Annotated in this window: 8 protein-coding genes; 6 read left to right on the top strand and 2 right to left on the bottom strand. The window is 52.8% G+C overall.

What is annotated here, in order from left to right; translation table 11 throughout:
- Nucleotides 1-73: 73 nt before the first annotated feature.
- Nucleotides 74-1,429 carry an acetylxylan esterase gene (locus tag RBB63_RS01665; protein ID WP_309380452.1) on the top strand — a complete coding sequence of 452 codons (1,356 nt, stop codon included), beginning with the start codon at nt 74-76 and terminating at the stop codon, nt 1,427-1,429.
- 397 nt (nt 1,430-1,826) lie between these two features.
- Here the strand turns inward: RBB63_RS01665 and RBB63_RS01660 are convergent, their stop codons facing one another.
- Nucleotides 1,827-4,163 carry an endo-1,4-beta-xylanase gene (locus tag RBB63_RS01660; RefSeq protein ID WP_309380449.1) on the bottom strand — a complete coding sequence of 779 codons (2,337 nt, stop codon included), beginning with the start codon at nt 4,161-4,163 and terminating at the stop codon, nt 1,827-1,829.
- Between the two features lie 530 nt (nt 4,164-4,693).
- Between RBB63_RS01660 and RBB63_RS01655 the strand changes: the two genes are divergently transcribed.
- The 5 genes from RBB63_RS01655 to sigJ all read left to right on the top strand — a co-directional run bounded on the left by RBB63_RS01655 (nt 4,694) and on the right by sigJ (nt 12,533).
- Nucleotides 4,694-9,664 carry a hypothetical protein gene (locus RBB63_RS01655; protein ID WP_309380447.1) on the top strand — a complete coding sequence of 1,657 codons (4,971 nt, stop codon included), beginning with the start codon at nt 4,694-4,696 and terminating at the stop codon, nt 9,662-9,664.
- 37 nt (nt 9,665-9,701) lie between these two features.
- Entirely contained in the window at nt 9,702-10,349 is a 648-nt protein-coding gene (locus RBB63_RS01650; RefSeq protein ID WP_309380445.1) for a PEP-CTERM sorting domain-containing protein, read from the top strand.
- A gap of 137 nt (nt 10,350-10,486) precedes the next feature.
- Nucleotides 10,487-11,041 (top strand): outer membrane protein, encoded by a 555-nt coding sequence (locus RBB63_RS01645; protein ID WP_309380443.1) that lies wholly within the window; start codon nt 10,487-10,489, stop codon nt 11,039-11,041.
- An 81-nt stretch (nt 11,042-11,122) separates the two neighbouring features.
- Nucleotides 11,123-11,656, top strand: coding sequence for a hypothetical protein (locus RBB63_RS01640; RefSeq protein WP_309380441.1), 534 nt, complete (start codon nt 11,123-11,125; stop codon nt 11,654-11,656).
- Nucleotides 11,657-11,660: 4 nt separating this feature from the next.
- Entirely contained in the window at nt 11,661-12,533 is an 873-nt protein-coding gene (gene sigJ, locus RBB63_RS01635; RefSeq protein WP_309380439.1) for an RNA polymerase sigma factor SigJ, read from the top strand.
- A 10-nt stretch (nt 12,534-12,543) separates the two neighbouring features.
- Here the strand turns inward: sigJ and RBB63_RS01630 are convergent, their stop codons facing one another.
- Entirely contained in the window at nt 12,544-13,635 is a 1,092-nt protein-coding gene (locus RBB63_RS01630) for a LacI family DNA-binding transcriptional regulator (RefSeq protein ID WP_309380437.1), read from the bottom strand.
- Nucleotides 13,636-13,682: the final 47 nt, after the last annotated feature.

Below are 13,682 nucleotides of genomic sequence, written 5' to 3'. Positions count from 1 at the left end.
CCAAGTTTCGCTTGATCTCCGCATTTAATGTACTGAGAATCAAAGAATGAAGTCCCCCAACTGTCCACTCGTTATGCTAGAAAAAGTATACCAACGAATCGCATTTCTGATTCTGGTAAATACCGCGCTGCTCTGCACGCTCAACTTGGACGCCAAGCCCAATTTTATTGTACAAAGCAATGAAGCGACTGGCGTCTATTCCACGGGACAGGAAGCCATCTTCACCGTCCAGCCCATATCAGGCGAAGAAGCCAGCAACACCGCATCGGTCCAGATTTTACGCGACTTTAGCGAGCCGCCGCTCGCAAGTTCTACCTTCGCCCAAGGCGCCGCTTCACTCGACCTACCTTTCACCGCGACCGAGCCTGGATGGTTTGTCTGCTCAACTAAATTGCCTGAGCAAAAAAGAAGCAGCGGCGCTAGTGGCGTGGTCTATAATCCAGAAGCCTTTCAACCGACCTATCCCATGCCAGATGATTTTGATGAGTTCTGGGATTCCCAGAAAGGCAAACTAGCGGCCAATCCAGTTCAACCGATCCTCACTGAGCTTTCCCCCCAGCAAATGGACTCTGCCACCGATAAGCCTTACCTGGAGAAGAATATCACCAATATGAGCGCCGAGGGGTATCAATTCTTCAACGTTGAAATCCCTTGTTTGGATTACAGGCCCGTTCGAGGCTACTATGTGATGCCGCCAAATTCAGAGCCGGGTAATCGTCCGGCGATAGTGATTTTTCATGCTGCGGGGGTAAGCGGCAGATGGTGTCGTTCGAACCTCAACAATGCGCTTCTCTATGCAAAAAAATATAACGCCATCGTGCTCGATATCAATGCACACGGAATGCTCAATGACGAGCCACAGTCTTACTATGATGAGCTGGCAAAGGAATTGGATGACTACCAACACCGAGGAATGAAGGATCGGGAAACCTCTTACTTTCTGGGAATGTACCTGCGCTTGATGCGCGCAATTGATTTTCTATGCGATCAGCCGGAGTGGGACGGCAAGAATCTAATCTGCTACGGCCCCAGTCAGGGCGGTGCACAAGTATTGGCCGCCGCCGGTCTGGACTCGCGTGTCTCGATCGCCTGTGCATTAGTGCCAGCAACCTGTGACATTGGAGGCACACCAGGAGGCTGGCCGGCTCGAGATTGGGGAGAATCCACTTACCAACCAGAAGTAGTCGAAACCATGCGCTACTTCGACGCGACTAATTTCTGCCAGCGTTCACAAGCAGCAACAGTGATCACCGTCGGACTTATCGATACCGTATGTCCGCCTCCGGGGGTATATGCTGCCTACAATCAGCTAGCATCGCCCAAGCTCATTATCCCAATGCCAAATACAGGCCATATCGGTGGCTCCAGTCTTAAGCCCGGCATCCGTGAGCCCGTTGAGTCTTTTATTAAGGAGCACATAAAGGACTAGAAACCAACCTCCGAGCCATTACGTCATGTAAGCCCAGTTAGGTGGGGCCAGCGACAAAGTAAATGATCTCTGAAAATCCGAATAGATGCCCAGCGGGCGCTAAACCCGTCTGATCGTGTTTAGCAAGCAGTCAGAACCGGGTCCTTGCATCGACTGAATCAATAAAGGAGTGAAGCGCAAAATGGATGCTGCTGAGGCTGTATAATTGACCTTCAAAAGGGGTTATTTATGTTGAAACCTCTCCCATGGCTTTCATGGGCGCAATGATATGATTTGCCTGCGCCGTTTTGCTGATTCTGCTCAATAAACGTGCTTGTCTCAGTTGAAGTGGACAGTGAAAAACGCCCCCTCTGATTGGAAGGGGCGCTTGATTTGAAATGCTGTTTTGTAGAGAGGGCTAGTTGGCCAGGGCCTCATTAGCATTTAGCTGTTCAGGACCGAATGTCGCATCAAACGTGACCGGCTTGCCATCAATATGCGCGGTGAATGTATACTTGCCATAGTATCCGCGGAATGAAATTTCTCCGGCCTTGTTTGTGGTCTCTTCTACTTGCGTGCAAAATGTCTCCTGAACGAGTGCTCGGTAGCTTTCTGCGAGTGGTTTGGGAGACCAATCTTTACGAAACATTGCTGCTTCTGGTTCCCACATATAGCCTGCCCAGAACCCCCAGGTTTGTATCAAGTCTGTGGAGGGGTGACTGAATGCGATGGTGATAAAGTCCCGCACATAGCTGGCTTGCGTTTCCTCGTCAGGGATGTTGACAGTGAGTTCGGTTAATTGGACTGTGAGACCTTTCTGGGCAAAGGAATCAATGATTTCATAGACATGTGGAATGGGAGTTAGCGAGCCTACGAAGTGGGATTGAAGCCCAATGCCATCCATTGGCGTGTTGTTCTTTTGGAAACGCTCAATCAACTGCATGTAGTAGTCTATTTTAGGATTACCGCTGCCTGAGCGAGTGACTATGTCGAAGTCGTTAATGAATAGCTTGCTGTTGGGATCTCCATCGCGAGCAGCTTGCAGCCAAGTGGCCATGGCATCCTCACCCAGGATGTCCATAAAGTCATGGTTCGTGTAGGGCTCATTGATGACATCCCAATCCTTTATGCGACCCGCATATTTAGTGGTGAAGTCATGGATGCGTTCAAGTATGGCTGCCTGGAGAGCCTCCGGGTCGTCCTTGAGCTTTTTGACTTCTGCTGTGTTGTATCGCCAGCTTGGCCAAACGAGAGTGTGTCCGCGGATGCGCCACCCTTGTTTCTCCATCCATGCCAGGCCATCTTCAATCTGTTGGTCCACTCCTGGCATTGTGGATCGTTTCCATTTCATGGCGTTTTCTAGTGAGCCTGCGTTGAACAATTGAGCTGCATTTATGCCGAACTGCTCGTCGTATTTTTTCGAGTCTGGCAGCAAAATGGGTGCGCCTAGAGCCGAGCCAAAGCCGTAAGCATGGTTGGTTAGTTTTCCGACAACTTTTACTCCTGTAAGAGCATTGCCGCTGGAGTCTGTGATTTTTAGTGTGAAATCACCTTTGCGAATTTTCTCAATGCGTGACAAGGCTTCCTGTCTCCACGGGGCGTCTGGACTTGAACCGATGTAATCCATCGGGGTAGAGGGCAGCTTGCTCAAGTTAACTCCTTTGCCCAGATTGAGTAGTGCGACGCCGCCAATTTCAATGGTCTGAGGGCCATAACCACCTCGGAAAATAATCTGTGAAGCACCTGCAAGGACTTCAAAGTCTGCTTTAAACGGAAGCACACAGTGATGCCATTCTGTGTCGTCAGAACTTAGGCCCCAACTGATTAGGCGCTCATATTTACCGCCGGATTTCTCTACTGAAAACTGTGAAGCGCCATAGTGTGTGTGAGGATTTGGCTCAACGACTCTATAGGAGAATAGTGCAACGAGAGTATCGCCTTTATCAACTGAGTGGATGAGGGGCTCCGCGATTTGAATAGAGTAGGGCTTGGGCGTGTCCTTGAGTGTAGTTAGGCGAATCGCTTTATCAAAATGCTGCCCGGTTACCGCTACCGTCTCCATCTCTCCGAAGCGCTTACCGAGCAACGAAAAATCATTTATCCCGTCGACAATTGAGCGAAGTTCGCCCTCAGGGAGCCTTCCGTTACTGGGGATGGGGAAATCTTGAGAGAGAACGACCGGAAGCTTATCTTCGCTCCAGGACAATTCTCCAAATGATGAGGGCACATCGTCTATGTTTTCTCTTTCAGGGAAACGTAGCTGTACATCTGTCATTTCGATAACGCCCGCATCGAAACCTAAAGTGAAGTTGAACTGTGCTTGGCCAGCATCCAGCGGCTGATTAGTCTTCCCCTTCAAAGTGACCTTCTTCCAATCTGGTGTTAGTTCCTCGCGCTTGTATAATATGGGGGCGAAGGGAGGACGCGTAGACTGGAGCGCAATGGCGATTGTGCAATTGTCGGGACTACGCATCATCGCGGAGACTTCGATAGTTTCAGTTGGATAGAACTTTGCTTTGATTGCTTGCCTAATATGCGTAAACCAAGGTTTTTCGGGGGCTGGAGAAACGGTTAACTGTAGAGCCGTTGGTGCAGGACCTTCCTTCAATTGGATCGTGATCGCTTCTGTATTATCCATGCGATTTGGCCATGCTTGCAGGCCTTCGGCAAAATCTGGATTCTTGGGCTCAAGGACTGTTGCGTTGACCCAAATCGGGCTTAGCAAAAAGACTATGACGAGATAGAGTGGTTTCATTGGTCAGGGTTGCGGTATTTTTGGGTGTCTGTGAGTTGGTCGATGGCCCTGCTATCGTTCTTTTCGATATCTATATGGAGGGCTAACCTTTTGTCTCGTGTGGAGAATTTCGGTGATTTTTGGAGGTCACTATTGCTTAGTCAATTAAAATTGGACAGTTCCAAAAATATATACGGTTTCAGTTATAAAAATAAGATAAGCTGACTCCTGCAGGCAGCAAATGTCCTCTTCCAGCTTTCAGTCAATTCACCCCAAGGGGGCTACGCGTCACTAGCCGTGTTACTTAGACTAGGTATTGTCCGGAAATTCAAAATGTGGATGTATGCATGTCGATTAACGTCCCTCAAGGGCGTTCTGATCTGCTGCTAATTGGGGAGGGCGTGGCTAAATTACAGGAAATTAATGCCAATCTATTCTGACAACATTGTCATCATTTTGATCTAGATGGGCAAGGCGCGTTGTGTATGAGTCGAATCCATTTTGCTTACTTGAAAACCACTGTTCGCAAACTTCTTCCATTCCAAAACGTGATGCATATTTTACGGATAAACCAATTGCTGAGGCTGTTGCGGCTGACGATTTTGTTGGCGCTGTCGAGTCTGCTGGCCACTACGGCTGGCGCTCAAACGCTTACCATACCTGGCGATGCGACAGACGGCGACCCGATTGAAACTGGTCTTGGACCGCCCGAAAATGACCCGGACCACAGTGCGGACTGGTTTGTGACTACGGACACATCGCGAACTGGCGGCGGTGTTTACAGTTTTCAAAGCGGGGATGTTGACGATGATGAATACACCTCCATGTCACTGGAGATTCCTGAAGATGGCGATCTCAGCTTCTATTGGAAAGTTTCATCGGAGCATGGTTATGATTTTCTCGAGGTATTTCAGAATTTCGAAATTGATCCGGTTACAGACATTTCTGGAGATCAAGACTGGGCGGAAGTTGTGATAGCGGTTTCGGCGGGCGACATCATTACCTGGGTCTATTACAAAGATGGTTCGGTCTCTGAGGGAGGCGATACGGCCTGGGTCGACGGCATCACCCTTTCGGCTTACTCACTGAGATTTCTCTCGTCCAGTGAGGTCTATGGCTTCGAAAAATACGCAACGGTGCAATCGATTGAAACGATCGGCGACGGCAGCGTTACTTATTCGCTGGCCGCTGGCTCGGGGGCGGATCAATCGGCATTTACCATCGACGAGGATTCCGGCTTGCTGAGCTTCACTACGCCGCCAGCTTACTCGCCCGCTGGCGACGCCAATGGTGATAACGTTTACGAGGTCGAGATCTTCGCGACGGATTCGGTTGGGACCGTTAGCAAGAACTTTGAAGTAACTTTGACGCCCGAATTCGATCCCGTTGACGCGAGTCTGCTCCCGTTCACTTTTAGTGGGGATGCGGACTGGATGCTTGTTCCAGATGACTCGCGGTCTGGCGGAGGGAGTTACAGCTTGCAGGCGGGAGAAATCGGAGACGATCAAACTTCCGCAATCAGTGTGACGGTATCCTCTTACGGCGACCTTAGCTTCTTTTGGAAAGTTGATTCCGAGGACGGATTTGATTATCTTCAATACTACGTTAACTCAGAATTCATCGAAGAAATTTCCGGTGACCAAGACTGGGAGGAAGTAACGCTCACGGTTTCAGAGGGCGACACGATTACCTGGGTTTATGAAAAGGATTTTGCCGACTATGGTGGTGAGGATACGGCTTGGATTGATGGCGTTACTCTAACGCCAGTTGGTTTAGATTTTTATTCACCAACTGCCCTTTACGCATTTGAGGGCAGCATCGCTGGGCTAACGATTGTAGCTGGCGGCGACGGCGCTGTTAGCTACTCACTCACTGGTGGCTCGGGAGCGGATCAGTCTGCTTTTTCGATCGATGAAACGACTGGCTTACTGAGCTTTATTTCCACCCCCGCCTATTCGCCTGCGGGTGATAACAACGGCGACAATGTTTACGAGGTCGAAATATTCGCCACCGACAGCGCTGAGACGATTAATGAAACCTTTGAGGTGACGCTGGTTCCCGAATACGATCCCATCGACAGCGATTTGCTGCCGCTTGCGTTCAGCGGGGATGCGGACTGGAGCGTAGTCGAAGACAGTTCGCGTTCTGGTGGAGGCGATTACAGTTTCCAAGCCGGCGAAATTGACCACGACGAGTACGCCGCTATGAGTGTGACGGTTCCAAGTGCTGGCGATTTAACTTTCTTCTGGAAAGTTTCTTCCGAACGAAGACGCGACTACCTGCAGTATTTCGTCAATTCGGAGAGCGATCCGCGCGCCCAAATTTCCGGAGATGAAGACTGGGAGGAAATTACATTAACCTTGTCGGCCGGAGACACCGTTACCTGGCTTTATGAGAAGGATGATGAGCGATCCCGTAATTCGGATACAGCTTGGGTCGATGGCATTACCTTCGAGCCGTTAGCGCTGGGTTTCGATTCCCCCACGGTCGTCTATGGCGTTGAGGGCAGCGTTGCCGGACCACTCATCGAAGCAAGTGGCGCCGGAGATTTTACCTTTTCACTGAGTGGTGGAACCGGGGCCGATCAGTCTGCCTTCACGATCGATGTGAATACCGGTCAACTGAGCTTTGTCACGGCGCCCGTATTTTCCCCCGCAGGCGATGCCAACGCCGACAATGTGTATGAAGTCGAGGTCTTTGTGGCAAACGGCATTGAGACGATCAACAAAGTTTTCCAAGTGACGCTGATTCCGGACGGGGACCCCATTCAGGCCAGCTTGCTTCCTTACTCGATGAGTGGCGATGCTGACTGGGCGGTGGTTTCGGATGCAACGCGCTCGGACGGAGGGATCTACAGCCTGCAGAGCGGCGCCATAGATGATGATGAAAGCACGTCGATCACCGTTACTGCGGCGGAGAATGGCTATCTCTCGTTTTTCTGGAAAGTATCATCCGAAGAGGATTATGATTTCCTGCAGGTCTTCGTGAACGATGAAGCGTTCCCTCGATTTGAGATTACCGGCATTGTGGACTGGGCAGAAATTTCCCTTTTGTTGGAAGCCGGTGACACGGTCACCTGGACTTACGTTAAAGACGGTCATGAGTTTGACAATGACGACGCAGGCTGGGTCGATGGCATCACCTTCGAACCGTCCACGGTGGTTCAGATCGCCGAGCCCGATACAGATGTCCCCATCTTACAGGGCGTGGCTGAAGTAACGACCGTGGTGACAACTGGCCCGAACCTCGCCAGTATTTCCTATACGTTGGTTGGCGGGGCTGGGGCAGACCAGTCAGCATTCGTCATCGATTCGAGCACAGGCGTGCTGAGCTTTGTTTCGATTCCAACGTTCGCTCCCGCAGGAGACGCCGATGAGGACAATGTCTATGAGGTGGAAGTCATCGCCAGTGATGGCGTTACGAGCGACAGCCGCACTTTTGAAGTCACACTGGCGCCTAGCCAGGATCCGATCCAGGTCGATTTGCTTCCGTATACTCTGGCGGGTAATGGAACGTGGGAACTCGTGCGTGATGACTCCCGTCCCGCTGGCCGTAATTTCAGCCTGAAGGGGCAGGCGCCCCGTGAGGAGTATGCCGAGTTGACGATTACAATTCCCGCAGACGGAGAACTGATCTACTACCAAAAGGTGTCTTCCAACGAAGGTGACCATTACCTGCGAACCTACGTAAACGATTCAGGGTTCAGTGGTAATTCGATTTCCGGTCTCCTTGATTGGCATGAGGTCCGGTTGACGCTCTCGGCGGGCGACACCGTTACTTGGAGCTACGATAAGACGGATGACTCTGGCCCGCGATTTGAAGACGCTGCCTGGATTGACGGCATCAAGTTTGTGCCCGATGGCGATGTGCTTTTGCAGACTGAAAATCTTCTCTTGGCCACCCTCGGTCGGACTGAGGTTGTCTATGTCGAGGCGAGCGGCCCAATCCCCGCTAACATTACTTACTCGTTAGCGGGTGGCGAAGGTGCAGACCAGGCGCTGTTCACGATCGACGAAAATTCCGGCCTGCTGAGCTTTATCACCGAGCCCGTCTACGATCCTGCGGGCGACGCCAATGGCGACAATCACTACGTCGTCGAGGTTTTCGCCAGTGACGGCGTTACCTCGGACAGCATGTTTTACGGCGTGCGCCTCTTACCGTTTTCCGGGGATGGCTCCAGTGATTCGCCTTATGAAATCGATTCGTTGGAGGACTTGATTCTCATTTCTGAAAACAGTGAGTTTTGGGATCGGGAATTTATTCAAACCGCCGACATCGACGCCTCGGCTTCCGCAAGTTTGAACGACGGCCAGGGCTTTGACCCGATCGAGTATTTCACCGGTGTCTACGATGGCTACTTTTATGTGATCGATGGCCTCACGGTGAACCGGCCAACGGAGGATGAGCTCGGTTCCTTGTTCGCCGTGGTGGACGATGCGATCGTGCGAAACGTTGTTTTGAAAAACATCAGCGTCACCGCCTATGATAATGTTGGTGGGTTTGCGGGCGAAATTCTTGGGGACTCCTATGTTGAATTCTGCTCGGTTTCCGGCTCAGTTACCGGCACCGAAGATTCTGGCGAAGCCGGCGGCTTTGTCAGTAAGGTGGATGACGACGTCATCATCAGTCAATGCGCGGCAGCGGTCGATGTGGTCGGCGGCGAATACGTTGGCGGCTTTGTCGCCGAGTTCGATTCGGGTTTGATCTTGGATTGCTACGCCACTGGATCCGTTGCTGATTTTATCGGTAGTGACGATGCGCGCATCGCATCATTCTGTGGCGACCTAAGCAGTGACGGCAGCATTGTGCGGTGTTATGGCGCTGGCTTGGTGACCTCCATCAACGCTGATCGAGCCGAAGGTTTCGTTGCCGATATTTCCCGCGCCACAACGGGTGCGCAAAATTGCTTCTGGGATATTGAAACAACCGGCCAGGCGACAGATGACTCCGACGCTGGCGTCATCGGTCTCTCCACTGCGCAAATGCAAATGGAAACCAACTTCCTGGCGGCTGGTTGGGATTTTGAGAGCGTTTGGGAGATTGACGAAGGCTCGTCTTATCCGGTGCTACAATGGCAGGGGATCACGCAAGCTTACTTGGGGTGGATTGAAGATAATGAGCTTACGCTGGGCGTTGACGCAGCGCCCGGTTATGATCCCGCAGGCGATGGCATTCCGAACATTATCAAGTTCGCCTTTGACCTTGACCCCTACGAAGCGGGCGCCAGCCAGTTAATCGTGGTGGATGGCGCGAATTTCACTCCTGGCCTTGAGGCGCCTTACTTGAGTACCAGTCCGTTTAATTTCAGCGCACGCTTTGTTCGGTTAAAGGACTACGCCAGCGCAGGGCTGGTTTACACGGTGGAGTTCAGTTCGGACCTCGCCACTTGGTATGCCTCGTCCGCTACGCCAACCGTCGTATCCGACGCTGGTGGCGACTACGAAGTCGTTGAGGTGCCGCGTCCATTCTTTGTGGGCAACGGCAAGGCGCTCTTCTTCCGGTTAAACATCGTATTCGAGTAATTCCAATTCCTTAACAGGCAAGTTTGCGCACCGCGTTATGAAACACATTTTCCATGCTCTGACTCTCGCGTCCATGCTCACGCTGACCGCCCGTGCGGCTTTGGTCAGCGTGACGCCCAGTTCGCCAATTGAGATTCCGACCACCTTTGAAGGCGTCTACCTTGATTTTGGTGGCGATCTGAGTTCGGTCGACACCTATACGTCGTCTCCAGGTTCGTATGATGTGAACTTCTTTTTTTCCGGACTGGGCATTTTAAATGACAGCTCGATACAATTCGTTCGAACAGAAGTTGGCGGCCCGGTTGCCAATCTTGCTGGCGATCTGACGGTCGATTCGACCAGTGTGTATGACTCGGCGCTCTTGGTGTCCGGCGGCTACATCGGCGATCCGTTTGCGCATGTCGGAGATGGCGCCGAACAATTTGGAGTCGGTGAAATCGGGTACTTGGGTTTCGCCTATGATCCCTATGATACGGGCACGCCAATCTATGGCTACATGCAGGTCATTTTCCAGGACGCCATGCTCCCGGGCTCTATCCTCGGCTGGGTTTACGAAAGCACTGCGGGAACGGGCATTGTCAGTGTGCCGGAATCGTCCACTTACCTGGGGATGGCGAGCATGCTGGGGTTGGGCTTATTCATCCTGCATCGTCGTCGCGCAAGAAAGTGCTTGGCTGAACGATAATGGGATCGGCGATTAATTAATCGTTAACTCTAGGTGTGATAAGGTCACATTCAGTTGCTCGTCGTTCACTGAGGTGGTGGCGAGCAATGACTCAATGCCATTCGAGCATTGTTGATCACTGAAAACCTAATACCTAAATGAAAAAAATCTCTCTTGTTCTATCATTCGCTGCTTCGCTTGCCTGTACCAACGCCTTTGCTGAGGGCGATTGGTACGGTTCGATTAAGGCGGGCGCCAATTTTCCGGATTTAAGCTACGTAAACGACGGCTGGCAGCTCGACGCTGCGATTGGTTATTCCTACCTCTTAGAGGAATATTACTCCGAGAACGCCTTTTCGCTTCGCTTTGAGTTTAACCCTGGTTTCCAAACCAATTCGCACAGTGGTCCCGGTGGCGCAGGCGATATCGGTCGCTTCATGGGCAACGTGCTCGTTGACTACCCGCTTATCGGTTGCTCCTACGTCTATGGCGGTCTTGGCATGGGCGGCGCCTATTACATGCTGCCTAGCTTGGGCGATGACTTCGTTTTTGCCTACCAGGCGATGGCGGGCATTGGTTTCATTGTGGACGAAGGCGTTCACCTGGAGGTTGGTTACCGCTTTTTCTCATCGGAGGATCAGGACATGGGCGGGATTTCCATCAAAGCGCCGAAGTTTCATTCCGTCGAGGCTGGCATCCGCTTTGAGTTTTAATCGAAGAGAGCCGACCAAAATTTTTTAGAAAAATTGCCAGCTGGTGTCACACTGGCGCTTGCTGATTCGTCGTAAAGGGCGATGAAAGCAACAACCATTGACCCAAACCAAGCAGTCCGCGAAGCAATCGAAGCTTATGCGGCTAAATACGACTACGATGTCAGCTACATGCTCCACATGCTGGAGCATAACCCGGCTGCGTTGCAGTTGTTTCAGCAAGTCATTCCGCTGGCGAACTGCCGGCAGCACGCCCCGCTTGATGTCTTCTTTGTCGCGAAGCTCGCCGCTTTTCGACAGAGTGACTGCGGGGCGTGCCTGCAATTGAGCATTCGCCTGGCGCTGGAGGCGGGCGTAAGCCGCGACATCGTTGTCGGCGCGGTTAAGGGCACGCCCGCGCTCCCGCCTCACTTGGCGGATGTGCAACGTTTCGTGCAGTCGCTGGATGACTACAGCGCGGAGACAAACGACCTGCGTAAGACCTTGCGCGCGCGTTATGGCGAGGCCGCATTGATCGAGATCGCTCTCGTGGTCACGGCGGCTTATCTGTTTCCGCGCACAAAGCGGGTGCTGGGCTATTTTGAGAGCTGCCAACTCATGCAATTTGACTTTGAGTGATGCTATGGACGGGAACGCTTTTGAGCAGTATCGTGGAACGATCGAGAGCCTGGGCTATCGTATGCTTGGCTCACGGGCCGACGCTCAGGACATCGCGCAGGACACTTATTTGCGTTGGCGAAATAGTCAGCCGACCGAGGTGCGATCCATGAAGTCCTGGCTGCTCAAAACTGCTTCCCGTCTGGCGATCGACCGCTTGAAGTCCGCCCAGCGCCAACGTGTCGCCTATGTCGGGCCTTGGTTGCCCGAGCCCCTGTTGGTCGATGAGGCCTCGCCGGACAAGCAGGCCATGGTGGATGATACGGTGACGATTGCGCTGATGCTGGCGATGGAGCGTCTGAGCCCAGCAGAGCGCGCGGCATTTTTGCTGCACGATGTCTTTGGCCTGACGTTCAATGAAATCGCTGAAGTGCTGGAGAAGTCCGCGCCGGCCTGCCGTCAACTTGCCACGCGAGCCCGGGCTTCCTTACGCGAACAACGACCTCGGTACGACTTTGACTCTGAGCGCCATGCGCATTTGCTGGAGGCCTTTCTTGGAGCCTGCAAGTCCGGAGATCTGGAGCAGTTAAAGTCGTTATTGGCCAGTGATGTCACCGTAGTCAGCGACAGTGGAGGCAAAGTGCTATCGGCGCGTCGGGTATTGGAGACGCCAGATAAGGCTGGGCGGTTTTTTGTCGGCGTCTTTGCGAAGGCGCACAAGCGCGGCATGGTCAGCGAGGCGCATTGGACTGCCTTTAACGGGCTGCCAGCGCTGTACTTGGTGCACAATGGCGGGGTGCATTCGGCCTTTAGCCTCTCAGTTGTGGATGGAAAAATCCAAAGCGTTTTTGTGCACCGCAATCCAGACAAGCTTGCGCAAATCGGTCTGGGGAATTGACGCGTCGCCGCTAAACGAGCTTCTCGGTCGGTCGTTTGCCCGTGGGGCAGGGCCCGGTGCTTTCGCCTTCATAAAATTGTGCCGGGACCACGATGTCCTGAAAATATTTCGTTTCGGCTTCACTGTAAATCAGCTCGCCCGCGACGCGTCCGAGCTCTTCCGGGGCCGAGCCGGATGACGTGATCGTTGGCCACTCGGTGTCGCGCACGCGGGTGTAGTCCAATGCGGTTAAGCTGATGTCCTGGCCGACTTCGACGCCATGCTTGAGCAAGCAGTTGATGGCGCCGCGAGCCATGAGGCCATTAAAGCAGATCCAGGCTGTGGGTGGGTTATCGCCCATGCGCTGGAGGAGGGACTCCGCGCAGTCGTAGCCTTCGCGCCGGTCAGCGCCGCCGGTCTTATCGTCTTCCATGGCCTCCAGTTTGAGGTTGCGCCGCTTGAGCGCGGCTTCCACGGAGTGGTAGCGAATATTGTGGCGCATGGTGCCAGGCGAGCCGCCGAGCCAGGCAAAGCGATCATGGCCAAGCTTGGTCAGGTGATCGACCAGTTTTTCCGATGCGTCGGCTTCATTGGCGCCCACAGAGTGACAGACACCCGGCAAACGAGCGGCCGTGTAAACCACCTTGGGAAACAGATCCGCCAAGCGCCGCACGACATCTTCTTCGACTTCGCCCATGATCACCAGGCCGCGCATGTGGATGCGGGTTTTGGCAAATTGCTCGAAATCCTTTTCGGTCAGCATGTCTTCCGAGCCGAGGAAAACAGTCTTGGCGCCATGCTCGGTCAGGCAGTCATGGAGTCCTTGATGCACATGGCTGAAGAAGTTGCTCTTGTTGGCCAGACGGAGTGGCGCGCGCAAGATGTAGCCCACGGTCGCCATGCCCATCGACAAGCTGTTCGAAAGCACGGCGTCCATTTTCATGCCGCGCGGCGAATAGCCATTGATCAATGCGTAATTCCAAATGCGCTCAAACGATGACTTGGCAATGCCGTCTGCTCGGCCATTCAGGACCATGGAAACCAGCGTTTGCGAGACCCCCAGATCCGAGGCGATTTGCTTTTGGGACAGGCGTTTGGTTTTCTTGGGGGGTGTCGTCTTCATTGCTTTGAATAATTATTAAAGCAAATTTAACGACTGATGCAAGGCGC

It is taken from the genome of Cerasicoccus frondis, from assembly GCA_031296915.1.
GTDB lineage: Bacteria > Verrucomicrobiota > Verrucomicrobiia > Opitutales > Cerasicoccaceae > Cerasicoccus > Cerasicoccus frondis.
This window is presented reverse-complemented; position numbering and strand designations above follow the sequence as displayed.